Here is a 25,330-nt window from a genome sequence, read left to right as displayed (position 1 = left end):
CGGTGCGCGCAAAGATCACATATTTCGTTCTCGCGGCCGTCCTGGTCGTCTACTTCGTGCTGGTCGGCGACCGCGGGGTGCTGCTGATCCGGGAGGGCACCCCGGTCACGGTCGTCTTCGGCCTGGCGGTGCTGGTGATGCCGCTCATCGGCGTCTGGTTCCTGTGGCAGACCACGCAGTTCGCGCGGAGCGCGGACCAGCTCGCCCGGGAGCTGGAGGCGGAGGGCGGCCTCCCGGTCGACGAGCTGGTACGGACGCCCGGCGGGCGGATCGACCGGGACTCGGCGGACGCCGTCTTCGCCAAGCGCCGGGCCGAGACGGAGCAGTCGCCGGACGACTGGCGGTCCTGGTTCCGGCTCGCCGTGGCGTACCACGACGCCCGGGACACCGCGCGCGCCCGTAAGGCGATGCAGCGCGCCATCGCCCTGCACGACGGCAAGCCGGTGCGGGCGGCCGGGGGCTGACCCGGGGCCGCCCGCGGCGGTACGGCTCAGCGGTGGGCGGCGGCCCAGCCCTCGATCGCGTCGGCGGCCCGCTCGAAGCTCTCCGGACGGCCCAGGAAGTCGGCGCCATGGGTGGTGAACACGGTCTCCGGCGCTCCGCCGCGCACCGGTTCGAGCAGCACCGCCTGGCCCTGGACGGTCCGCGGCAGGCCCAGCCACCGGACCGGCTGCTGGGCCGTGCGTATCGCGGCGATGTCCTGCCAGCGCACGGTGGTGCCGCGGAGGAGGCCGATCCGGCGCAGCCCCTGGGCGCTCACCTCGACACCGATGCGCACCAGCCTTACGGCTGTCACGATCATCAGCGCCCCGACGGCGGCGCAGATGCCCGCCGCGGGCAGCGATCCCGCCACCGCGATGATCATGGCGGAGAAGAGGACGTACGAGGCGAGCAGAAGCAGCAGAGCGGCGCCCCCGACCCTCCAGGGCCCCGGTCGGTAAGGACGGCGCCAGCGGTCCCGGTCTTCGTAGCCGAGCGGGTCCGCTCCGGCGGCCGCGTCGTCGTCATGGGCGCGGTCGGCGGTCAGGAAGGGCAGGGGCACGGAAGGTCCTCACTCACACACATGTCCGGATGGGCCTGTGCTGGGTGAGGCTATCCCAGCGCCGGTCAGCGTCCGTCGGACGCCTCGGGCTGCTGGATCTGTTGGGTGGGGTGCGACTGGCTGTCGAGGGCGGGCATCCCGAACATCAGCGAGCCGATGAACCCCGCGACGATCGTGAGCCCGATCAGGGTCCGTCCGGCTATCTGGGACGGTGTGGCGCGGGGGCGGGGCGGTGGGGTGACATTGCTGCGGAAACGGTCGGCTTCGGCGACGAAGGCGAACGGCACGGGCTCTCGCCGGCGGAACATCTGCGGGCTCTCCTTGGAACCTCGAACGTGAGTACTTCGATGTGTAGGACGTGTGAATGAGCGAATAGGTGCCCTGATCCGTCCACTTTCTGTCAGAAAGTTTGGCGGAGCGGGACTGTCGGTGGTGGCCCGTAAGCTGGGCGCCGCCCCGAGCGATGCACCACGGAAGGACCCCGCACGTGACCGAGATCCCCGCCGAGACCGAGAAGGCCGGTTTCCGCAGCGATGTGACCGTCGAGCTGGTCAAGCACAGCGCCGCCGACTCCGATGTGCTGTGGGCCGCGCGGGTGTCGACCGCGGGCGAGCAGTCCCTGGAGGAGATCACCAAGGACCCGGAGCGCTCCAAGGGTCTGATCAACTTCCTGATGCGGGACCGCCACGGCAGCCCGTTCGAGCACAACTCGATGACCTTCTTCATCAGCGCCCCGATCTTCGTCTTCCGCGAGTTCATGCGGCACCGCGTCGGCTGGTCGTACAACGAGGAGTCCGGGCGCTACCGCCGCCTGGAGCCGGTGTTCTACGTGCCGGGGGAGGCGCGCAAGCTGGTCCAGCAGGGCCGCCCCGGGAAGTACGAGTTCGTCGAGGGCACCGCCGCGCAGCACGAGCTGACCGGCCGGGTGATGGAGGACGCGTACCGCCATGCGTACGAGGCGTACCAGGAGATGCTGGCCGCCGGAGTGGCCCGCGAGGTGGCCCGTTCGGTGCTCCCGGTCGGCCTGTTCTCCTCGATGTACGCGACCTGCAACGCCCGCTCGCTGATGCACTTCCTCGGTCTGCGCACCCAGCATGAGCAGGCCGCGGTGCCCTCGTTCCCGCAGCGGGAGATCGAGATGGTGGGGGAGAAGATGGAGGCGGCCTGGTCGCGGCTGATGCCGCTCACCCACGCGGCCTTCAACGCCAACGGCCGAGTGGCCCCGTAGCCCGGGCCGGGCCCGCTCCCCGGACGGATCACCGGGCGAAGTGTCCGTATTGCGGCGTTTCGAGAAGTTCATCTAGGCTGAACAAACGGGCCCGGCACTGCTTGAACCCCCGAGCAGGCAGTGCCGGGTCCCATCTCTTCGCTCCGTCCGCCGCCCCGAGCGAGCGCCGTAGGGCGCGCTACGAGTAGCGTGGGCCCCATGGCACCGACATCCACATCGCAGACCCCTTTCGGGCGGGTGCTGACCGCCATGGTCACGCCATTCACCACTGACGGCGCGCTCGACCTCGACGGCGCCCAGCGACTCGCCGTTCATCTGGTGGACGCCGGCAATGAGGGCCTGATCCTCAACGGCACCACCGGCGAGTCCCCCACCACCAGCGATGCGGAGAAAGCCCAGCTCGTACGCGCCGTGGTAGAGGCGGTCGGAGACCGCGCCCACATCGTGGCCGGGGCCGGTACCAATGACACCCGGCACAGCGTCGAGCTCGCCCGCGCGGCCGAGCAGGCCGGTGCCCACGGGCTGCTGGCGGTCACGCCGTACTACAGCAAGCCTCCGCAGGAAGGTCTGCTGCGGCACTTCACCGCCATCGCCGACGCCACCGGCCTGCCGGTCATGCTCTACGACATCCCGGGCCGCAGCGGTGTCCCGATCGGCACCGAGACCATCGTCCGGCTCGCCGAGCACCCGCGCATCGTGGCCAACAAGGACGCCAAGGGCGACCTCGGACGCGCCAGCTGGGCCATCGCCCGCTCGCGCCTCGCCTGGTACTCCGGCGACGACATGCTGAACCTGCCGCTGCTGTCGGTCGGCGCGGTCGGCTTCGTCTCCGTGGTCGGCCACCTGGTCAGCCCCGAACTGCGGGCGATGCTGGAGGCCCATCTCGCGGGCGACGTCGCGAAGGCAACGGAGATCCACCAGAAGCTGCTGCCGGTCTTCACCGGCATGTTCCGCACCCAGGGAGTGATCACGACCAAGGCCGCGCTCGCCCTTCAGGGCCAGCCCGCGGGGCCGCTGCGCCTGCCGTTGGTCGAGCTGACCCCCGAGGAAACGGAACAGCTGAAGCGCGATCTCGCCGCGGGCGGGGTACAGCTCTAAGCAAAGAGGCGATTGGTCGCACCTTCATACTTCACAACTGCATACAGACACATCAGCAAGTGCACGAATGTCACGCGCGCCATGTGCCCAGGGGGCATGTGGCGCGCGTGGTGAGGAGAGTCTTTTGAGTCATCCGCATCCTGAGCTTGGCCCTCCGCCGAAGCTCCCCGAGGGCGGCCTGCGCGTCACCCCGCTCGGCGGCCTCGGTGAGATCGGCCGGAACATGACGGTCTTCGAGTACGGTGGCCGGCTGCTGATCGTCGACTGCGGGGTGCTCTTCCCCGAGGAGGAGCAGCCCGGAGTCGACCTGATCCTGCCGGACTTCACATCCATCCGGGACCGTCTCGACGACATCGACGGCATCGTCCTCACCCACGGGCACGAGGACCACATCGGCGGTGTCCCCTTCCTGCTGCGCGAGAAGCCCGACATCCCGCTGATCGGCTCCAAGCTGACCCTCGCCCTGATCGAGGCGAAGCTGCAGGAGCACCGGATCCGCCCGTACACCCTCGAGGTCGAGGAGGGGCACCGTGAGCGGATCGGCCCCTTCGAGTGCGAGTTCATCGCGGTCAACCACTCGATCCCGGACGCCCTCGCGGTCGCCATCCGCACCCCGGCCGGCATGGCCGTGCACACCGGCGACTTCAAGATGGACCAGCTGCCGCTGGACGGCCGCCTCACGGATCTGCCCGCCTTCGCCAAGCTCGGCGAGGAAGGCATCGATCTGCTCCTGGTGGACTCCACCAACGCGGAGGTCCCCGGGTTCGTACCGCCCGAGCGCGATATCTCCGGCGTACTGCGCCAGGTCTTCGGCAACGCGCAGAAGCGCATCATCGTCGCCAGCTTCGCCAGCCATGTGCACCGCATCCAGCAAATCCTCGACGCGGCGCATGAGTACGGACGCAGGGTCGCCTTCGTCGGCCGCTCGATGGTCCGCAACATGGGCATCGCACGCGACCTCGGCTATCTGCGGGTGCCGACCGGTCTCGTGGTGGATGTGAAGACCCTCGACGACCTGCCGGACGACGAGGTGGTGCTCGTCTGCACGGGATCCCAGGGCGAGCCGATGGCCGCGCTGTCCCGGATGGCCAACCGCGATCACCAGATCCGGATCGTCCAGGGCGACACGGTGATCCTGGCCTCGTCGCTGATCCCCGGCAACGAGAATGCGGTCTACCGGGTGATCAACGGACTGACGCGATGGGGCGCCACGGTCGTCCACAAGGGCAACGCCAAGGTCCATGTCTCCGGCCATGCCTCGGCCGGTGAGCTGCTGTACTTCTACAACATCTGCAAGCCCAAGAACCTGATGCCGGTGCACGGCGAATGGCGCCATCTGCGCGCCAACGCCGAACTGGGCGCGTTGACCGGCGTTCCGAAGAACCGTTGCGTCATCGCCGAGGACGGTGTCGTGGTCGACCTCGTCGACGGCATCGCCAAGATCGTCGGCAAGGTGCAGGCGGGATACGTGTACGTGGACGGCCTCTCGGTCGGCGATGTCACGGAGACCTCGCTCAAGGACCGCCGCATCCTCGGCGAGGAAGGCATCATCTCGATCTTCGTGGTCGTCGACAGTTCGACCGGCAAGGTCGTGGGTGGTCCGCATATCCACGCGAGGGGCTCCGGAATCGAGGACTCGGCCTTCACCGCGGTCATCCCGAAGATCGAGGATGCCCTGGTGAAGTCGGCCTCCGACGGGGTCGTGGACGCGCATCAGCTCCAGCAGCTGGCGCGTCGCGCGGTCGGCAAGTGGGTCTCCGACAGCTACCGCCGACGCCCGATGATCCTCCCCGTGGTCGTCGAGGTCTGACGTCCCCACTGACACCTCCTCAGCACCACACCGGCGCTGAACACCCGGCGGGGCTCCTCGATTTGCATCGAGGAGCCCCGCTCCAGTACGTTTACGGCTCCGCCAGAGGGGAACCCGGAGGACTCAACGGTCTCCGGAGGAGCCCACCGGCGGGGGTGGAAATCGACTCAGAGAAATTCTGATAAAGTCGGGGACACCGAAAGGGAAGGCCCTCCAACGGCCACCGGAAACGGAATTCGGACCGGAAACGGAACGGAAAACGGATCTGGTAAGGTTGGAAACACCGAAGGGAAGCGCCCGGAGAAACCGGTGAAACGGTTTCGAAGGAAGCGTCCGTTCCTTGAGAACTCAACAGCGTGCCAAAAGTCAACGCCAGATATGTTGATAACCCCGTCCATCTCGGACGAGGTTCCTTTGGAAAATACACAGCGAGGACGCTGTGAGCGGACTGGATTATTCCTCCGGTCTGCTCCGCTCTCGTGACTGTGTGACCGGGATATCCCGGAAGCATTCACGGAGAGTTTGATCCTGGCTCAGGACGAACGCTGGCGGCGTGCTTAACACATGCAAGTCGAACGATGAACCGGTTTCGGCCGGGGATTAGTGGCGAACGGGTGAGTAACACGTGGGCAATCTGCCCTGCACTCTGGGACAAGCCCTGGAAACGGGGTCTAATACCGGATACGACACGCTCCCGCATGGGATGCGTGTGGAAAGCTCCGGCGGTGCAGGATGAGCCCGCGGCCTATCAGCTTGTTGGTGGGGTGATGGCCTACCAAGGCGACGACGGGTAGCCGGCCTGAGAGGGCGACCGGCCACACTGGGACTGAGACACGGCCCAGACTCCTACGGGAGGCAGCAGTGGGGAATATTGCACAATGGGCGAAAGCCTGATGCAGCGACGCCGCGTGAGGGATGACGGCCTTCGGGTTGTAAACCTCTTTCAGCAGGGAAGAAGCGAGAGTGACGGTACCTGCAGAAGAAGCGCCGGCTAACTACGTGCCAGCAGCCGCGGTAATACGTAGGGCGCAAGCGTTGTCCGGAATTATTGGGCGTAAAGAGCTCGTAGGCGGCTTGTCGCGTCGGATGTGAAAGCCCGGGGCTTAACTCCGGGTCTGCATTCGATACGGGCAGGCTAGAGTTCGGTAGGGGAGATCGGAATTCCTGGTGTAGCGGTGAAATGCGCAGATATCAGGAGGAACACCGGTGGCGAAGGCGGATCTCTGGGCCGATACTGACGCTGAGGAGCGAAAGCGTGGGGAGCGAACAGGATTAGATACCCTGGTAGTCCACGCCGTAAACGTTGGGAACTAGGTGTGGGCGACATTCCACGTCGTCCGCGCCGCAGCTAACGCATTAAGTTCCCCGCCTGGGGAGTACGGCCGCAAGGCTAAAACTCAAAGGAATTGACGGGGGCCCGCACAAGCGGCGGAGCATGTGGCTTAATTCGACGCAACGCGAAGAACCTTACCAAGGCTTGACATACACCGGAAACATCCAGAGATGGGTGCCCCCTTGTGGTCGGTGTACAGGTGGTGCATGGCTGTCGTCAGCTCGTGTCGTGAGATGTTGGGTTAAGTCCCGCAACGAGCGCAACCCTTGTTCTGTGTTGCCAGCATGCCTTTCGGGGTGATGGGGACTCACAGGAGACTGCCGGGGTCAACTCGGAGGAAGGTGGGGACGACGTCAAGTCATCATGCCCCTTATGTCTTGGGCTGCACACGTGCTACAATGGCCGGTACAATGAGCTGCGAAGCCGTGAGGTGGAGCGAATCTCAAAAAGCCGGTCTCAGTTCGGATTGGGGTCTGCAACTCGACCCCATGAAGTCGGAGTCGCTAGTAATCGCAGATCAGCATTGCTGCGGTGAATACGTTCCCGGGCCTTGTACACACCGCCCGTCACGTCACGAAAGTCGGTAACACCCGAAGCCGGTGGCCCAACCCTTGTGGGGGGAGCCGTCGAAGGTGGGACTGGCGATTGGGACGAAGTCGTAACAAGGTAGCCGTACCGGAAGGTGCGGCTGGATCACCTCCTTTCTAAGGAGCGCATAGCCGACTGCGAGCGCATGTCTCGCACGGTTTGCTCATGGGTGGAACGTTGACTATTCGGCACGGCCGTCTGGTCCGCCGTCTCTAGTACTGCCCTTCGGGGCGTGGAACGAGACCGCTGGATGCAGGGGTCGGGCCGGGCACGCTGTTGGGTGTCTGAGGGCACGGGCTATGACGCTCGTCCCTTCGACCGGTCCCGGTGAACCACATCAATGGGTGTGGGTGACGGGGTACGGGTCGTTGTTTGAGAACTGCACAGTGGACGCGAGCATCTGTGGCCAAGTTTTTAAGGGCGCACGGTGGATGCCTTGGCACCAGGAACCGATGAAGGACGTGGGAGGCCGCGATAGGCCCCGGGAGCTGTCAACCGAGCTTTGATCCGGGGGTGTCCGAATGGGGAAACCCGGCAGTCGTCATGGGCTGTCACCCATACCTGAACACATAGGGTATGTGGAGGGAACGCGGGGAAGTGAAACATCTCAGTACCCGCAGGAAGAGAAAACAACCGTGATTCCGGGAGTAGTGGCGAGCGAAACCGGATGAGGCCAAACCGTATGTGTGTGATACCCGGCAGGGGTTGCGCATACGGGGTTGTGGGAGTGCTCTTGATCGGTCTGCCGGCCGGTCGGTGAGTCAGAAATTGTTGATGTAGGCGAAGGGCATGCGAAAGGCCCGGCGTAGAGGGTAAGACCCCCGTAGCCGAAATGTCAGCAACTTGCTTGAGTATTTCCCAAGTAGCACGGGGCCCGAGAAATCCCGTGTGAATCTGGCGGGACCACCCGCTAAGCCTAAATATTCCCTGGTGACCGATAGCGGATAGTACCGTGAGGGAATGGTGAAAAGTACCGCGGGAGCGGAGTGAAATAGTACCTGAAACCGTGTGCCTACAAGCCGTGGGAGCGTCGGACATCAGCTTGCTGGTGTCTCGTGACTGCGTGCCTTTTGAAGAATGAGCCTGCGAGTTTGCGGTGTGTTGCGAGGTTAACCCGTGTGGGGAAGCCGTAGCGAAAGCGAGTCCGAATAGGGCGATAGAGTAGCGCGCTCAAGACCCGAAGCGGAGTGATCTAGCCATGGGCAGGTTGAAGCGGAGGTAAGACTTCGTGGAGGACCGAACCCACCAGGGTTGAAAACCTGGGGGATGACCTGTGGTTAGGGGTGAAAGGCCAATCAAACTCCGTGATAGCTGGTTCTCCCCGAAATGCATTTAGGTGCAGCGTCGTGTGTTTCTTGCCGGAGGTAGAGCACTGGATAGGCGATGGGCCCTACCGGGTTACTGACCTTAGCCAAACTCCGAATGCCGGTAAGTGAGAGCGCGGCAGTGAGACTGTGGGGGATAAGCTCCATGGTCGAGAGGGAAACAGCCCAGAGCATCGACTAAGGCCCCTAAGCGTACGCTAAGTGGGAAAGGATGTGGAGTCGCAGAGACAACCAGGAGGTTGGCTTAGAAGCAGCCATCCTTGAAAGAGTGCGTAATAGCTCACTGGTCAAGTGATTCCGCGCCGACAATGTAGCGGGGCTCAAGCGTACCGCCGAAGTCGTGTCATTGCAGCATGAGGTCCAACGACCGCTGTGATGGGTAGGGGAGCGTCGTGTGCCGGGTGAAGCAGCCGTGTAAGCGAGTTGTGGATGGTTCACGAGTGAGAATGCAGGCATGAGTAGCGATACACACGTGGGAAACGTGTGCGCCGATTGACTAAGGGTTCCTGGGTCAAGCTGATCTGCCCAGGGTAAGTCGGGACCTAAGGCGAGGCCGACAGGCGTAGTCGATGGACAACCGGTTGATATTCCGGTACCCGCTTTGAAGCGCCAACGTCGAACCAGGCGATGCTAAGTCCGTGAAGCCGCCCCGGAGCCTTCGGGCAAAGGGGAGTGGTGGAGCCGACGGACCAGACCTGTAGTAGGTGAGTGATGGGGTGACGCAGGAAGGTAGTCCAGCCCGGGCGGTGGTTGTCCCGGGGTAAGGGTGTAGCCCGAGGGGTAGGTAAATCCGTCCCTCATGTGGGTGAGACCTGATGCCGAGCCGATTGTGGTGAAGTGGATGATCCTATGCTGTCGAGAAAAGCCTCTAGCGAGTTTCATGGCGGCCCGTACCCTAAACCGACTCAGGTGGTCAGGTAGAGAATACCGAGGCGTTCGGGTGAACTATGGTTAAGGAACTCGGCAAAATGCCCCCGTAACTTCGGGAGAAGGGGGGCCATTGCTGGTGATCCGATGTACTCGGTGAGCTGGTGGTGGCCGCAGAGACCAGCGAGAAGCGACTGTTTACTAAAAACACAGGTCCGTGCGAAGCCGTAAGGCGATGTATACGGACTGACGCCTGCCCGGTGCTGGAACGTTAAGGGGACCGGTTAGTCACATTTCGGTGTGGCGAAGCTGAGAACTTAAGCGCCAGTAAACGGCGGTGGTAACTATAACCATCCTAAGGTAGCGAAATTCCTTGTCGGGTAAGTTCCGACCTGCACGAATGGCGTAACGACTTCTCGACTGTCTCAACCATAGGCCCGGTGAAATTGCACTACGAGTAAAGATGCTCGTTTCGCGCAGCAGGACGGAAAGACCCCGGGACCTTTACTATAGCTTGATATTGGTGTTCGGTTCGGCTTGTGTAGGATAGGTGGGAGACTGTGAACTCTGGACGCCAGTTCAGGGGGAGTCATTGTTGAAATACCACTCTGGTCGTGCTGGATGTCTAACCTGGGTCCGTGATCCGGATCAGGGACAGTGTCTGGTGGGTAGTTTAACTGGGGCGGTTGCCTCCTAAAGGGTAACGGAGGCGCCCAAAGGTTCCCTCAGCCTGGTTGGCAATCAGGTGTTGAGTGTAAGTGCACAAGGGAGCTTGACTGTGAGACCGACGGGTCGAGCAGGGACGAAAGTCGGGACTAGTGATCCGGCGGTGGCTTGTGGAAGCGCCGTCGCTCAACGGATAAAAGGTACCCCGGGGATAACAGGCTGATCTTCCCCAAGAGTCCATATCGACGGGATGGTTTGGCACCTCGATGTCGGCTCGTCGCATCCTGGGGCTGGAGTCGGTCCCAAGGGTTGGGCTGTTCGCCCATTAAAGCGGTACGCGAGCTGGGTTTAGAACGTCGTGAGACAGTTCGGTCCCTATCCGCTGTGCGCGTAGGAGTCTTGAGAAGGGCTGTCCCTAGTACGAGAGGACCGGGACGGACGAACCTCTGGTGTGCCAGTTGTTCTGCCAAGAGCATGGCTGGTTGGCTACGTTCGGGAGGGATAACCGCTGAAAGCATCTAAGCGGGAAGCCTGCTTCGAGATGAGGACTCCCACCCACTTGATGGGTTAAGGCTCCCAGTAGACGACTGGGTTGATAGGCCAGATATGGAAGCCGGGTAACCGGTGGAGTTGACTGGTACTAATAGGCCGAGGGCTTGTCCTCAGGTGCTCGCGTCCACTGTGTTGGTTCTGAAGCAATGAACCGTATTGAACCTCCCCCTTTTGTTGTTTCTTTGGGGTGTGGTTCCGGTTCAACTTCATGGTGTTTCGGTGGTCATAGCGTTAGGGAAACGCCCGGTTACATTTCGAACCCGGAAGCTAAGCCTTTCAGCGCCGATGGTACTGCAGGGGGGACCCTGTGGGAGAGTAGGACACCGCCGAACAAATATTGCAGAGAGCCCTGTCGGGACTTCGGTCACCGGCAGGGCTCTTCTGCTGTTGTGTTGTGGGCTACTCGGTGTTCATGTTGCCTGGGCAACATGCCGCTCATGGGGACACCTACGGATGAGCTGCTGCATGAGTTGACCCGGGCGCGGGTGCGGCCGGGCGACGAGGTAATCGTGCCGTCCTACGGCACTCCCGAGGCCGCCGAAGCGGTGCTGCTGGCCGGCGCCAGGCCGGTGTTCGTGGACATCGACGCCCATACCTACTGCATAGACCCGGCCGCGGTGGCCGAGGCACTGACGCCCCGGACCGCGGCCATCGTGGCCATTCACACCTTCGGACATCCCGCCGACATGGCGGCCCTCACCGACCTCGGCCAGCGGCACGGCGTGCTGGTGATCGGGCACGGGTCGGCCGGTGAGCCCGCCGGGGAGATTCTGCGGCGGCAGGCCAACGCGGCCTATCTGGACGGAAAGTTGCGCGGTGTTCTCACGCCGCCGGTCGCGCCCGGCGTGGAACACACCTATCAGCAGTACGTCGTTCGGGTCCCCGGCAACGGCCGGCCGGACCGGGACGCCTTCGCCCGCACGCTGCGTTCTCGCGGCGTCGTATGCCATGTGCCCGTACAGACCCCCGCGCACCGCACCGCGCGCTTCCGGCGCGATCTGTGGCTCGCGGAGACCGAGCGTGCGGCCGATGAGTGCCTGGCGCTGCCCGTCGATCCGACCATGTCGCGGCGGGAGTTGCAGCGCGTGGTCTCGGCCTGCAACGCGCTGGGCGGGCTGCTGCAGTCAGCCGCTTGAGGCACGGGGGCGAGTGGTCGGGAGCGCACCCGAGTTCGGGTATGATCTATCCCGTCGACGCGCCCCAATAGCTCAGTCGGCAGAGCGTCTCCATGGTAAGGAGAAGGTCTACGGTTCGATTCCGTATTGGGGCTCTCCTGCGAAAGGCCCCCGCCATATGGCGGGGGCCTTCGTCATGTTCGGGCTTTGTCGTGTTCGGGCATTGCGCCGGGGCGTCCCGGCGTCCCCGGCCGCCCGCCTCAGGAGTCGGCGGGCTCGGGGACGCGCATCGCCAGGATCGCCATGTCGTCCGACGGCGGCTCCGCCGCGAAGCGCTCGACGGCCCGCAGCACCCGGGCGGCCACCGCGCCCGCCGTAAGGCCGGTACAGGTCGTGAGGACGTCGATCAGGCCGTCGTCGCCGAGCATCCTGGTGCCCTCGCGCCGCTCCGTCACACCGTCGGTGACGCACAGCAGCACATCGCCCGGGTCGAGCGTCACCGTCTGCTCGTACAGCTCGAGGTCCTCCATGACGCCGAGCAGCGGCTGGGGCTCGGCCGCCGCCTCCACGCTGCCGTCCTGGCGCAGCCGGAGCGGCAGGGGGTGCCCGGCGCAGACGACCTTGAGGACGGCACTGCCGTCGTGCTGCGGCCACAACTCCCCGTAGAGGAGGGTCAGGAAGCGGCTGCGGGCGCCCTCGTCGAGGATGGCCGCGTTGAGCCGCTCCAGGACCGCCGGGCCCCCGAAACCCTCACGGGCGAGCAGCCGCAGGGCGTGCCGGGCGAGTCCGGTGACCGCGGCGGCCTCCGGACCGGTGCCGCAGACGTCGCCGATGGCGAAGCCGTACGCCCCGTCGCGGATCGGAAAGAGGTCGTAGAAGTCGCCGCCGACCTCATTGCCCTCGCCCGCGGCGCGGTAGATGACCTCGACCTCGACTCCGGGGACCTCGGGCAGCTCGGGCGGCAGCAGACTGCGCTGCAGGGACTGGCTGATGGCGGTGCGCTCCGAGTAGAGCCGCGCGTTGTCCAGGGCGAGCGCGGCCCGGCGGGAGAGGTCCTCGGCGAGCTCCAGGTTCTCCTGGCGGAAGTGCTCGTCGGTGGGCTTGCCGAGGATGAGCATGCCGATGACGCGGTTACGGGCCACCAGGGGCAGCACGACCGTCTCCCCGCCGACCGCCGAGGCGGTCGCGAGCGAGGCGCCGGGGCCGGAGGAGGGGCGGGCGGAGTCGCCGAGGCTGAGGCTGCGCAGCGAGGTGCGCAGGGCGGCGGCGTGGGCCGCGTCGTAGGGGCCGGACCAGCCGCGGGCCCCGCCGGTGGGGACCTGCTCCGGTGGGTCGATCTTCATCAGCAGGGCCTTGAGCCCGTCGATGCGGTCCTCGTCCTCGTGCAGGACGTACGACAGCTCGGGCTCGGACGCCTGGTCGGCGACCGTATAGACGGCGCACCAACTGGCCAGCGTGGGCACGGTCATCTGGGCCATCAGTGCCAGCGTCTGGTCGCGGTCCAGGGTGCCGGCGAGGAGGTCGGACGCCTCGACGAGGAAGGACAGGGAGCCGCGGCGCAGCCGCTCCAGCTCGGTGAGGCGGGCGCGCTCGACGGCGAGGGCGATGCGGTCGGCGGCGAACTGCAGCCGCAGGGCCTCTTCGTTGCTGTAGCGGGCGGGGGACTCGGCGGCGACGCCGAGCGAGCCGGTGAGCCGGCCCTCGACCTTGAGCGGGACGGTGACGACGGAGCGCATCCCCGTGTTCACCAGCAGTGGGACGGCGCCGGGCACCGCGGACAGGTCCTCGTGGACGGCGGGCATCCGGGCCGAGCCGTAGCGTCCGGTGCCCGCTTCGACGGGGACGCGGGCGAAGCGCTGGCGGGCGGAGGGCAGCCCGGTGGAGGCGCGGACCTCCAACTCGGTCTCGTCGTCGGTGGCGAGCAGCAGATAGGCGGCGTCGCCGTCGAGCATGTCGCGGGCCCGTTCGACGGTGCGCTGGAGCAGACCGTCGAGGTCGTCGGGGGCCGGGGAGCCGATGAAGACCTCGAAGGCGTCGGTGGCCTGGCCCCGGTCGGAGGTTTCGGCGGTGTCGACATTGGCGGCGCGCATCGGGCTCTGCAGCACCGCGCGCTCGCGTTCGCGCACCAGCAGACAGACGGTGGACGGCTCGCCCTCGGCATCGCGGATGCGCAGATGGGAGGCGTAGACGGGGGCGACGCGGCCGTCGGCGCCGCGGATGCCGTAGGAGCCCTCCCAGCGGGAGAGCAGGAGCGCCTCGGCGACGCCGGTGCCGGTGCCGGGGGTGTGGGGCCAGGCCGCGAGGTCGGTGAGCGGCTTGCCGATGACCTGCTCCGGTGGGTAGCCGAACAGCTCCTGAGCGTCGTCGTTCCAGGCGCTGATCAGACCGCCGCTGTCGACCTGGACGACGCCGACCCGGACCCGGGCGTCGGCGATGGGCAGGGCGCTGGAGGGCAGGGCGGGCCCCGCGGCTCGGGTTCCGGCCGGGCGGTCGGGGAAGTCGAGCTGGAACCAGACCCGCTTGTGGGTCGCGGTGTACTCGACGCCCCAGCGGCCGGCGAGGGCCGCGCACAGCAGCAGACCGCGGCCGCCCTCGCGGTCGGGGTTTCCGAAGTGGTGGCCGCCGTTGCTCTGCAGCGGGACCTCGCGCTCGGGGTAGCGGTCGGCGACCTCGACGCGCACGCCGGTGTCGGCGCGGATGCAGACCACATCGGCGGTGGTACCGGCGTGCACCACCGCGTTGGTGACAAGTTCGCTGGTCAGGACGACGGCGTCGTCCACGATGTCGGTGAGGCCCCACCCCTGGAGGGTGTCCCGGACAAAAGTGCGGGCGGCGGCGACCGAGCGTCCCACCGGCTCGAAGGTGGCGGCTGCCCGCGCGGTGATCACAGGTCTCCTCATATGTGTCTCGGCGAACTGCTCACCCATGTCGCAGCGCCCCTCCGATGCCCTGGCCGGTTGCCAGGTTACTTACCACCGGCGCCCGCGCGAATGCCGGTCGGCCTCGATTCCCCCCAGAGTGGGCGTTCGAGGGTGTGGGATGCTGCCGAACTGTTATGGCCTGGTTGGGGCATGGTGAAACACTGGGGAAGCTGGAAGAAGAACCCGACGAGGATGGTCAACCCTGCGGGAGGGACACGGTGGAGTCTGGCGCAGCGGCGCGGGGCACGAATACGCGCGCGAAAGGCGGACGGTCCCGGAGCAATGGGACGACTGAAGTGGACACGGCGGCCCTGAACCGGCTGCTGACCGCGATGACGGCCATGCGGGACGGAAACTTCCGCAAGCGGCTCACGGTCTCGGGCGAGGGCGTGATGGCCGAGATCGCCGCGGTCTTCAACGAGGTCGCGGACCGCAATCTGCAGCTCACCGGTGAGCTGACGCGGGTGCGGCGGGTGGTCGGCCGCGAGGGCAAGCTCACCGAGCGGCTGGAGACCGGCGCCTGTGAGGGCCAGTGGGCCGCGGCCATTGACGCGTCCAATGCCCTGGTGGACGATCTTGTGCGGCCGGTGTCCGAGGTGGGCCGGGTGCTGTCGGCGGTCGCCGAGGGCGATCTCGAGCAGCGCATGGACCTGCGGGCGCAGGGCGCCGATGGATCGGCGCATCCCCTGAGGGGCGAGTTCCTGAAGGTGGGGCGCACGGTCAACGGCCTGGTGGACCAGCTCTCGGCGTTCACCGATGAGGTGACGCGGGTCGCGAGTGAGGTCGGCACCGAGGGCAAGCTGGGCGGCCAGGCCCGAGTGCGTGGGATGTCGGGTTCGTGGAAGGACCTCACGGAGTCCGTCAACACGATGGCCTCCCGTCTCACCGCTCAGGTGCGTGATATCGCTCTCGTGACGACGGCGGTGGCCAAGGGTGATCTGTCCCGGAAGGTCACGGTTCACGTGTCCGGGGAGATGCTCGAGCTGAAGGAAACCGTCAACACGATGGTGGACCAGCTCTCCTCGTTCGCCTCCGAGGTGACCCGGGTGGCCCGTGAGGTGGGCACCGAGGGCGAGCTCGGTGGCCAGGCGAAGGTTCCGGGCGTCGCGGGCGTCTGGAAGGACCTGACCGACTCCGTCAACCTCATGGCGGGGAACCTGACCGCGCAGGTGCGCGGGATCGCCCAGGTCACCACGGCGGTCGCCAACGGCGATCTGTCGCAGAAGGTGACGGTGAGCGCACGCGGCGAGGTCGCGCAGCTGGCCGACACGATCAACACCATGACCGAGACGCTGCGCACCTTCGCGGACGAGGTGACGCGGGTGGCCAGCGAGGTGGGCGCCGAGGGGCTGCTGGGCGGTCAGGCGCAGGTGCCGGGTGCGGCGGGGACGTGGAAGGACCTCACCGATTCGGTGAACACCGCGTTCCGGAACCTCACCGCGCAGGTGCGGGACATCGCGCAGGTGACGACGGCGGTGGCGAACGGCGATCTGTCGCAGAAGGTCACCGTCGATGTGGCCGGCGAGATGCTGGAGCTGAAGAACACCACCAACACGATGGTCGACCAGCTGCAGTCCTTCGGCGCCGAGGTCACCCGGGTCGCCCGGGAGATCGGCGTCGAGGGCGAGCTGGGCGGTCAGGCGCAGGTGCCGGGTGCGGCGGGGACGTGGAAGGACCTCACCGATTCGGTGAACACCGCGTTCCGGAACCTCACCGGACAGGTGCGCAACATCGCCCAGGTGACGACGGCGGTGGCGAACGGCGATCTGTCGCAGAAGGTCACCGTCGATGTCTCCGGTGAGATGCTCAAGCTGAAGAACACCGTGAACACCATGGTGGACCAGCTGTCCTCGTTCGCCGACCAGGTCACCAGGATGGCCCGGGACGTGGGCACCGAGGGCCGGCTGGGCGGTCAGGCCCGGGTGGACGGGGTCAGCGGCGTCTGGAAGGACCTGACCGACTCCGTCAACTCCATGGCCGGGAACCTGACGGCGCAGGTGCGCGGTATCGCCCAGGTGACGACGGCGGTCGCGCGCGGCGATCTGTCGCAGAAGATCGAGGTGGACGCGCGCGGCGAGATCCTGGAGCTGAAGAACACCATCAACACGATGGTCGACCAGCTCTCCGCCTTCGCCGAGCAGGTGACCCGCGTCGCCCGTGAGGTGGGTACGGACGGCCGGCTGGGCGGTCAGGCGCAGGTGCCCGGTGTGGCGGGCGTATGGCGCGATCTGACCGACTCGGTGAACGGCATGGCGGGCAATCTGACCGCCCAGGTGCGCAATATCGCGCAGGTCGCCACGGCGGTCGCGCGCGGTGACCTCTCCCAGAAGATCGACGTCGATGCGCGCGGCGAGATTCTGGAGCTGAAGAACACCCTGAACACGATGGTCGACCAGCTATCGTCCTTCGCGGAGGAGGTCACCAGGGTCGCCCGTGAGGTGGGCACCGAGGGCCAGTTGGGCGGCCAGGCCGAGGTGCAGGGCGTTTCCGGGACGTGGAAGGACCTCACCCAGTCCGTCAACAGCATGGCCAACAACCTGACGTCCCAGGTGCGTTCGATCGCGGAGGTGACGACGGCGGTCGCCAAGGGCGATCTGTCGAAGAAGATCACCGTCGATGCCAAGGGCGAGATCCTGGAGCTGGTCACCACCGTGAACACGATGGTGGACCAGCTGTCGTCGTTCGCCGAGCAGGTGACCCGGGTGGCCCGTGAGGTGGGCACCGAGGGGCAGTTGGGCGGTCAGGCGCGGGTTCCGGGCGTGACCGGTATCTGGAAGGACCTGAGCAACAACGTCAACCTGATGGCCAACAACCTGACCATCCAGGTGCGGAACATCTCGCAGGTCTCGGCGGCGGTCGCCAACGGCGATCTGACGAAGAAGGTCACGGTCGAGGCGCGCGGCGAGGTCGCGGCGCTGGCCGACACCGTCAACACGATGGTGACGACGCTGTCCTCGTTCGCCGACGAGGTCACCCGCGTGGCGCGCGAGGTGGGCACGGACGGCATCCTGGGCGGCCAGGCGCGGGTGCCCGGCGTCTCGGGGACGTGGAAGGACCTCACCGAGTCCGTGAACTCGATGGCGTCCAACCTGACCGGACAGGTCCGCAACATCGCGATGGTCACCACGGCCATCGCCCAGGGTGATCTGACCAAGAAGATCGACATCGAGGCGCGCGGCGAGATCCTCGAGCTGAAGACGACCATCAACACGATGGTCGACCAGCTGTCGTCGTTCGCCGACCAGGTGACCCGGGTGGCCCGCGAGGTGGGCACCGAGGGCCAGCTGGGCGGCCAGGCGCGGGTGCGGGACGTGGCCGGCACCTGGAAGGACCTGACCGAGTCGGTGAACGAGATGGCCGGCAACCTGACCCGTCAGGTGCGCGCCATCGCCGAGGTCGCCACGGCGGTGACCCGCGGCGATCTCAACCTCAAGATCGATGTGGACGCCTCGGGCGAGATCCAGGTCCTCCAGGACCACATCAACACCATGATCGCCAACCTGCGCGAGACGACGCTCGCCAACAAGGAGCAGGACTGGCTCAAGGGCAACCTCGCCCGGATCTCCGGTCTGATGCAGGGACGGCGCGACCTGGAGGACGTCGCCCGGCTGATCATGAGCGAGCTGACCCCGGTGGTCTCGGCCCAGCACGGCGCGTTCTTCCTGGCCGTACCGCCGGGCGAGGGCACCGAGGTGGTCGCGGACAGCACCTCGGACGACGGCTACGAACTGCTGCTGGTCGGCTCCTACGGCTACACCCTCGGCTCGATGCCCACGCGCTTCAAGGCCGGCGAGACGCTGATCGGCACGGTCGCCGAGGAGAAGCGCCCGATCCTGGTGGAGAACGTGCCACCGGGCTATCTCAAGATCGCCTCGGGGCTCGGTGAGGCGGCTCCGGCCCATGTGATCGTGTTGCCGGTGCTCTTCGAGGGGCAGCTGCTGGGCGTGATCGAGCTGGCCTCGTTCCAGCCCTTCGCCCAGATCCAGAAGGACTTCCTCAACCAGATCGCCGAGATGATCGGCACCAGCGTCAACACCATCAGCGTCAACACCAAGACCGAGGTGCTGCTGAAGCAGTCGCAGGAGCTGACCGAGCAGCTGCGCGAGCGCTCCGCCGAGCTGGAGAACCGGCAGAAGGCCCTCCAGGCGTCCAACGCGGAGCTGGAGGAGAAGTCCGAGCGGCTGGCCCGGCAGAACCGCGACATCGAGGTCAAGAACACCGAGATCGAGGAAGCCCGGCAGGTGCTCGAGGAGCGCGCCGAGCAGCTCGCGGTCTCGATGCGCTACAAGAGCGAGTTCCTGGCGAACATGTCGCATGAGCTGCGCACACCGCTCAACTCGCTGCTGATCCTGGCCAAGCTGCTCGCCGACAACGCCGACGGCAATCTCTCGCCGAAGCAGGTGGAGTTCGCCGAGACCATCCACGGCGCGGGCTCGGACCTGCTGCAGCTGATCAACGACATCCTGGACCTGTCGAAGGTCGAGGCGGGCAAGATGGACGTCAGCCCGACCCGTATCGCCCTGGTCCAGCTCGTCGACTATGTGGAGGCCACCTTCCGGCCGCTGACCGCGGAAAAGGGCCTGGACTTCTCCGTAAGGGTGTCGCCGGAGCTTCCGGCGACGCTGCACACCGACGAGCAGCGGCTGCTGCAGGTGCTGCGCAACCTGCTGTCCAACGCGGTGAAGTTCACCGACAGCGGCGCCGTGGAGCTGGTCATCCGGCCGGCGGGCGCGGATGTGCCGCACGCCATCCGGGAGCAGCTGCTGGAGCACGGCGCCCTGCGCGACGCGGACGCCGACATGATCGCCTTTTCGGTCACCGACACCGGTATCGGCATCGCGGCCAGCAAGATGCGGGTGATCTTCGAGGCGTTCAAGCAGGCCGACGGCACCACCAGCCGGAAGTACGGCGGCACCGGACTCGGCCTGTCCATCAGCCGGGAGATCGCCCGGCTGCTCGGCGGCGAGATCCACGCGGCCAGCGAACCGGGCCGCGGCTCGACCTTCACGCTCTATCTGCCGCTGCACCCCAGCGAGCTGCCGCCGCAGGGCTATCCGCAGCTGGCCCCGAGCAGCTCGGGGCCGGGCCCGCTGGCGCTCGCGGCGCTTCCCAGCGGTGCGGAGGAGACCGCGGAGAACGGGGCCGGGGCGGAGCAGGAGGGCGCACAGGACGCCTCCGGCGCTTCCTCGGCGGCGCGTGGCCGTGGCGGCTCCGGGCTGTTCCGGCGGCGTCAGCGGGCCGAGCAGGAGGCCTCACGGGCCGACGGGGAGCAGGCACCGCCGCAGGCGGAGCTGAGCGTCCGGTCGTCCGGCCGACGCCCGGGCCGGCAGTCGCAGGCCGCCGAGCCCTGGCTGCTGGGCGGCCAGGACCTGGTGGCCCCGGAGCCGGTGGGTGGTTTCCACGGCGAGAAGGTGCTGATCGTCGACGACGACATCCGTAATGTCTTCGCGCTGACCAGCGTGCTGGAGCAGCACGGGCTGCAGGTCCTGTACGCGGAGAACGGCCGGGAGGGCATCGAGGTCCTGGAGCAGCACGACGATGTCGTGCTCGTCCTGATGGACATCATGATGCCGGAGATGGACGGCTACGCCACGACGGCCGCGATCCGCAGGATGCCCCAGTTCGCCGGGCTGCCGATCATCGCCCTCACCGCGAAGGCGATGAAGGGCGACCGGGAGAAGAGCATCGAAGCGGGCGCGTCGGACTACGTCACCAAGCCGGTCGACACCGATCATCTCCTTACGGTGATGGAGCACTGGATGTCGACTGAGTGACCCGCGGTACGCCCGGGGCGGCCGTGGTGTTGACTGAGTGTCGCCGAACACGTGTGGGAACGCGGTATTCGGGGAACCTTCTGGTCTCCCACCGCGTTTCTGCTACGTGCACAGTGACATCGCGGTGACAGGGTGTGGCGAACAGCGGGGTGCGGCTACCATGACCGGCACAAGGACGGGCGGCGCAAGGGAGTCGTCCCCTGGGGCGGCGCCCGGTGCTTCCCCCAGCTCTTCGAGCTGGGGAGACCCCAAGCCGGGACGAGGAGGACGGGGCATGGTGCAGAAGGCCAAGATCCTCCTGGTCGATGACCGGCCGGAGAATCTGCTGGCGCTGGAGGCCATTCTCTCCGCGCTCGATCAGACCCTGGTGCGGGCATCGTCAGGGGAGGAAGCGCTCAAGGCGCTGCTGACGGACGACTTCGCGGTGATTCTGCTGGACGTCCAGATGCCGGGCATGGACGGATTCGAGACCGCCGCGCACATCAAGCGCCGGGAGCGGACCCGCGACATCCCGATCATTTTTCTCACGGCGATCAACCACGGCCCTCACCACACCTTCCGGGGCTATGCGGCCGGCGCGGTGGACTACATCTCCAAGCCCTTCGACCCCTGGGTGCTCAGAGCCAAGGTCTCGGTCTTCGTGGATCTGTACATGAAGAACTGCCAGCTGCGGGAGCAGGCGTCGCTGCTGCGGCTGCAGTTGGAGGGCGGTCAGCCCGCCGCCGGTGAGGCCAAGGAGTCGGCGGGGCTGCTCGCCGAGCTGTCCGCGCGGCTCGCCGCCGTCGAGGAGCAGGCCGAGGCGCTCTCCAAGCAGCTGGACGAGTCGGCCGATGCCGCCGCCGTGGCCACCGCGGCCCATCTGGAGCGCAAGCTGACCGGTCTGCGGCGGGCGCTGGACGCGCTGGAGCCCGGTGCGGGCAGCGGGGCCGGCCAGGTCCCCTCGCAGAACTGAGCGGTCACCCCACCGTCACCGTCGGTCGGTCATCGCCGACCGGTCACCCGCACTTTGACGCGCCGTCACGGCCGCCTCACCGTCTCGACGGCGCAGCGGCACCGGTGTGACGTCCGTGGTGCCTGATACCCCCGCCATGCGTGCTCCGTACGGCGGACGCGGGTAATCTCGCCTCCATGGCCTCTCGTACGTCCGGCAAGGGTTCCCAGAGCACGGCGGGCACCTCGAAGAAGCGCGCCGGGCAGTCCGGAGGCGCTGCGAAGAAGGCGGTCGCCAAGAAGGCGCCCGCGAAGAAGGCACCCGCCAAGAGGGCCGCCGCGCCCGCGAAGAAGGCAGCGGCGAAGAAGGCGGCGCCGCCTCCCGCGCCGAATCCCACCAGTGGCGTGTACCGCGCCGTGCGCGCGGTGTGGATGGGCATGGCGCGCGCCGTCGGGGCGATGTTCCGCGGCATAGGACGCGGCGCCAAGGGACTCGACCCCGCCCACCGCAAGGACGGCAGCGCCCTGCTGCTGCTCGCGCTCGCCCTGATCGTCGCGGCGGGCACCTGGTCCAATCTGGACGGGCCGGTCGGCAGTCTGGTCGAGATGCTGGTCACCGGCGCCTTCGGCCGTCTCGACCTGGTGGTGCCGATACTGCTGGGCACCATCGCCGCCCGGCTGATCCTCCACCCGGAGCGGCCGGAGGCCAACGGGCGGATCGTCATCGGGCTCTCGGCGCTCGTCATCGGCGTTCTGGGGCAGGTCCACATCGCCTGCGGCGCCCCGGGGCGCGGCCAGGGCACCGAGGCGATACAGGACGCGGGCGGCCTGATCGGCTGGGCGGTGTCCCGGCCGCTGATCTATCTGATGGGCGACGTGCTGGCGGTACCGCTGCTGGTGCTGCTCACCGTCTTCGGGCTGCTGGTGGTCACCGCGACGCCGGTCGCCGCCATTCCGCAGCGGCTGCGGCAGCTGGGCGTCCGGCTCGGCCTGCTGCGGGACGACGAGGACGCGTACGCGTCGGAGGCCGGGTACGACGCGGGGGAGTACGCCGACGAATGGCGCGAGACGCCCGCCAGAGGCGCTCGCAGGACCTCGCTCGCCAAAGAGGACCCGGACGGTGCCGGAGGCCCGGAGCGGGCCGAGGAGGAGGCGCTGCGCAAGCGCCGGCGCTCGCGCCGCTCGTCGTCCGCGGGGCAGCCGCTGGACCGGCCCATGGACGCCGTGGACGTGGCGGCCGCGGCCGCCGCCTCGCTGGACGGGGCCGTGCTGCACGGTGTGCAGCCCTCGCCGCTGGTCGCCGGGCTCAGCAGCGGGATTTCGGGCGAGCGTGAGGACGGGGCCGCGAGCGGCGGGGTGCCGGTCGCGCGCGACGCCGACAAGGAGTCCGGGAAGGGCGCCGGGAAGGGCGGCGCCAGGGGCAGGGCGGCGGCCGGGAAGGGCCGTACGGACGGAGCCGGCGGGGCGGACCCGGCCCAGGTCCCCGACCTCACCCGGCCCGTGACCGAGACGAGCGAGCCGCTGCCGCCGCGCGCCGAGCAGCTGCAGCTCTCCGGCGACATCACCTACTCCCTGCCCTCGCTCGAGCTGCTGGAGCGCGGCGGTCCCGGCAAGACCCGCAGCGCGGCCAACGACGCGGTCGTGGACTCGCTGACGAAGGTGTTCACGGAGTTCAAGGTGGACGCCGCCGTCACCGGCTTCACCCGCGGCCCGACGGTTACCCGCTACGTGGTGGAACTGGGCCCGGCCGTCAAGGTCGAGCGGATCACCGCGCTGACCAAGAACATCGCCTACGCGGTCGCCAGCCCCGATGTGCGGATCATCAGCCCGATCCCCGGCAAGTCGGCCGTCGGCATCGAAATCCCCAACAGCGACCGCGAGATGGTCAACCTGGGCGATGTGCTGCGCTCGGCGGACTCCGTGGGCGACGACCATCCGATGCTCGTCGGGCTGGGCAAGGACGTCGAGGGCGGCTATGTGGCGGCCAATCTGGCCACCATGCCGCACGTGCTGGTGGCGGGCGCGACCGGTTCCGGCAAGTCGTCCTGCATCAACTGCCTGATCACGTCGGTCATGGCGCGGGCCACACCGGACGATGTGCGGATGGTGCTGGTCGACCCCAAGCGCGTGGAGCTGACCGCCTACGAGGGTATTCCGCATCTGATCACACCGATCATCACCAACCCCAAGCGCGCCGCGGAGGCGCTCCAGTGGGTCGTGCGGGAGATGGATCTTCGCTATGACGACCTCGCGGCGTACGGCTTCCGCCATATCGACGACTTCAACGCGGCGGTCCGCAAGGGGAAGGTGAAGGAGCCCGAGGGAAGCGAGCGGGAGCTCAAGCCCTACCCGTATCTGCTGGTGATCGTCGACGAGCTGGCCGATTTGATGATGGTCGCACCGCGGGACGTCGAGGACTCGATCGTGCGGATCACGCAGCTGGCCCGCGCTGCCGGTATCCACCTGGTGCTGGCCACCCAGCGGCCCTCCGTGGACGTCGTCACCGGTCTGATCAAGGCCAATGTGCCCTCGCGGCTCGCCTTCGCCACCTCCTCGCTGGCCGACAGCCGCGTCATCCTGGACCAGCCCGGCGCCGAGAAGCTGATCGGCAAGGGTGACGGCCTCTTTCTGCCGATGGGCGCGAACAAACCCACCCGGATGCAGGGCGCCTATGTCACCGAGGCCGAGGTCGAGGCGGTCGTCGCGCACTGCAAGGCGCAGATGGCACCGGTCTTCCGCGACGACGTGACGGTCGGCTCGTCGAAGAAGAAGGAGATCGACGAGGAGATCGGCGATGATCTCGATCTGCTCTGCCAGGCCGCTGAGCTGGTGGTTTCCACCCAGTTCGGCTCGACGTCGATGCTGCAGCGCAAGCTGCGGGTGGGTTTCGCCAAGGCGGGGCGGCTGATGGATCTCATGGAGTCGCGGAACATCGTCGGCCCGAGCGAGGGATCCAAGGCGCGCGATGTGCTCGTCAAGCCGGATGAATTGGATGGCGTGCTCGACGTGATCCGCGGTAAGGCTCACTCATAAGGGTTTGGCGGGCAACCGTTTCCCCTACCGAAACGTCAAGTTGAGGGAGGTGGCGGAGTGAGACCCCAGAATCGTGATCGAACGGCAATCCCGATGGCGGACAAACTCCGTCCTCCCGCTTGCCCGACCCTTTCGCCCCACCCCTAGACTGAACCCCCAGCAGGTGGCTCACGCTCGAAAGGCGCCCCCGTGTCCATCGGCAACCTTCCCGAAGACGGCAACTCCCCCGAAGACGACCGGGTTTCCATCGGTCGCGCCCTCCAGCAGGCCCGTATCTCCGCGGGGCTGACCGTCGAAGAGGTCAGTTCCTCCACCCGGGTGCGCACCCCCATCGTGCGGGGCATCGAGCAGGACGACTTCTCGCGCTGTGGCGGCGATGTCTACGCCCGCGGACACATCCGCGTGCTCGCGCGCGCCGTGGGCTGTGATCCGGAGTCCCTGATCGCACAGTTCGACGCCGAACACGGCGGCCGGCCCACGCCGACCGCGCCGGCGCCGCTGTTCGAGGCCGAGCGGATCCGCCCCGAGCCCCGGCGCCCCAACTGGACGGCCGCGATGGTCGCGGCGATCGTCGCCGTCGTCGGATTCGTGGGCTTCACTCTTTTCAGGGGCGGCGACGGCGACGGCTCGACGGTCGCCGACGACCCCGCCTCGCCCAAGCCCAGCGCCTCCGCGCCCACCAACAGCGCCGCCCCCTCCAAGCCCGCCACCCCGAACAAGCCCGACCCGTCCGACAGCGCCATCGCGGGCGTCCCGGCGGACAAGGTCACCGTCAAGCTGACCGCCGAGGGCGGCCAGAGCTGGATCTCCGCCCAGGATCACAACGGCCGGCTGATCGAGGAGGGCGTGCTGCGCGAGGGCGATTCCAAGACCTTCAGCGACAGCAGGCGCATCGATCTGGTGCTGGGCAACGCCGGGGCGATCAAGCTGTTCGTGAACGGCAAGGAAGTGAAGAACGTGGGCACCAGCGGCGCCGTCCAGCGGCTGAGCTACACCAAGGGAGACCCCGAAGCGGGCTGAGCCACAGCAAGATCGGGAGCCCTGCCAG

12 protein-coding genes, 1 tRNA gene and 3 rRNA genes are annotated in these 25,330 nt (G+C 67.2%); 13 read left to right on the top strand and 3 right to left on the bottom strand.

The annotated features are described in order from the left end of the window. The first annotated feature begins 2 nt into the window (after positions 1 to 2). Positions 3 to 464, top strand: a complete 462-nt coding sequence (locus J8403_RS13305) for a tetratricopeptide repeat protein (protein ID WP_211123382.1) — start codon at positions 3 to 5, stop codon at positions 462 to 464. A 26-nt stretch (positions 465 to 490) separates the two neighbouring features. Here J8403_RS13305 and J8403_RS13300 read toward each other — a convergent pair whose 3' ends face one another. Further along, on the bottom strand, positions 491 to 1,042 hold the full coding sequence (locus tag J8403_RS13300) for a hypothetical protein (RefSeq protein ID WP_211123381.1): 552 nt from the start codon (positions 1,040 to 1,042) through the stop codon (positions 491 to 493). Positions 1,043 to 1,107: 65 nt separating this feature from the next. Then, complete coding sequence (locus J8403_RS13295; RefSeq protein ID WP_211123380.1) at positions 1,108 to 1,350, bottom strand: hypothetical protein; 243 nt, start codon at positions 1,348 to 1,350, stop codon at positions 1,108 to 1,110. A gap of 179 nt (positions 1,351 to 1,529) precedes the next feature. On the opposite strand from J8403_RS13295, the gene thyX reads away from it, so the two are divergent. From thyX to J8403_RS13255, 8 genes are all read left to right on the top strand, one after another. Further along, positions 1,530 to 2,270, top strand: a complete 741-nt coding sequence (thyX, locus tag J8403_RS13290; RefSeq protein ID WP_043235624.1) for an FAD-dependent thymidylate synthase — start codon at positions 1,530 to 1,532, stop codon at positions 2,268 to 2,270. A gap of 198 nt (positions 2,271 to 2,468) precedes the next feature. Further along, on the top strand, positions 2,469 to 3,368 hold the full coding sequence (gene dapA / locus J8403_RS13285; protein ID WP_211123379.1) for a 4-hydroxy-tetrahydrodipicolinate synthase: 900 nt from the start codon (positions 2,469 to 2,471) through the stop codon (positions 3,366 to 3,368). Between the two features lie 124 nt (positions 3,369 to 3,492). After that, positions 3,493 to 5,178, top strand: coding sequence for a ribonuclease J (locus J8403_RS13280; RefSeq protein WP_211123378.1), 1,686 nt, complete (start codon positions 3,493 to 3,495; stop codon positions 5,176 to 5,178). A gap of 510 nt (positions 5,179 to 5,688) precedes the next feature. Next, a 16S ribosomal RNA gene (locus tag J8403_RS13275) occupies positions 5,689 to 7,215 on the top strand. A gap of 288 nt (positions 7,216 to 7,503) precedes the next feature. After that, a 23S ribosomal RNA gene (locus J8403_RS13270) occupies positions 7,504 to 10,621 on the top strand. 103 nt (positions 10,622 to 10,724) lie between these two features. Next, positions 10,725 to 10,841: ribosomal RNA gene (gene rrf / locus J8403_RS13265) — 5S ribosomal RNA — on the top strand. Together the 16S, 23S and 5S rRNA genes form the textbook arrangement of a ribosomal RNA operon. Positions 10,842 to 10,946: 105 nt before the next feature. Continuing rightward, entirely contained in the window at positions 10,947 to 11,645 is a 699-nt protein-coding gene (locus J8403_RS13260) for a DegT/DnrJ/EryC1/StrS family aminotransferase (protein ID WP_211123377.1), read from the top strand. Positions 11,646 to 11,706: 61 nt separating this feature from the next. Next, a tRNA-Thr gene (locus J8403_RS13255) sits at positions 11,707 to 11,779 on the top strand. Positions 11,780 to 11,884: 105 nt separating this feature from the next. On the opposite strand, the gene J8403_RS13250 is transcribed toward J8403_RS13255, so the two are convergent. Continuing rightward, positions 11,885 to 14,512 (bottom strand): SpoIIE family protein phosphatase, encoded by a 2,628-nt coding sequence (locus tag J8403_RS13250; protein ID WP_211128228.1) that lies wholly within the window; start codon positions 14,510 to 14,512, stop codon positions 11,885 to 11,887. A 251-nt stretch (positions 14,513 to 14,763) separates the two neighbouring features. Between J8403_RS13250 and J8403_RS13245 the strand changes: the two genes are divergently transcribed. From J8403_RS13245 to J8403_RS13230, 4 genes are all read left to right on the top strand, one after another. Further along, positions 14,764 to 20,319 carry a HAMP domain-containing protein gene (locus J8403_RS13245; protein WP_211123376.1) on the top strand — a complete coding sequence of 1,852 codons (5,556 nt, stop codon included), beginning with the start codon at positions 14,764 to 14,766 and terminating at the stop codon, positions 20,317 to 20,319. Between the two features lie 274 nt (positions 20,320 to 20,593). Further along, entirely contained in the window at positions 20,594 to 21,271 is a 678-nt protein-coding gene (locus tag J8403_RS13240; protein ID WP_020868040.1) for a response regulator, read from the top strand. 176 nt (positions 21,272 to 21,447) lie between these two features. Further along, the gene (locus J8403_RS13235; RefSeq protein WP_211123375.1) at positions 21,448 to 24,282 is read left to right on the top strand and encodes a DNA translocase FtsK; all 2,835 of its coding nucleotides are present in this window, start codon (positions 21,448 to 21,450) and stop codon (positions 24,280 to 24,282) included. 189 nt (positions 24,283 to 24,471) lie between these two features. Further along, positions 24,472 to 25,302 (top strand): helix-turn-helix domain-containing protein, encoded by an 831-nt coding sequence (locus J8403_RS13230; protein WP_211123374.1) that lies wholly within the window; start codon positions 24,472 to 24,474, stop codon positions 25,300 to 25,302. Positions 25,303 to 25,330: the final 28 nt, after the last annotated feature.

Source organism: Streptomyces yatensis (genome assembly GCF_018069625.1).
Lineage (GTDB): Bacteria > Actinomycetota > Actinomycetes > Streptomycetales > Streptomycetaceae > Streptomyces > Streptomyces yatensis.
The sequence above is the reverse complement of the archived record's forward strand: the minus strand, read 5'-3'. Positions and strand labels throughout refer to the sequence as shown.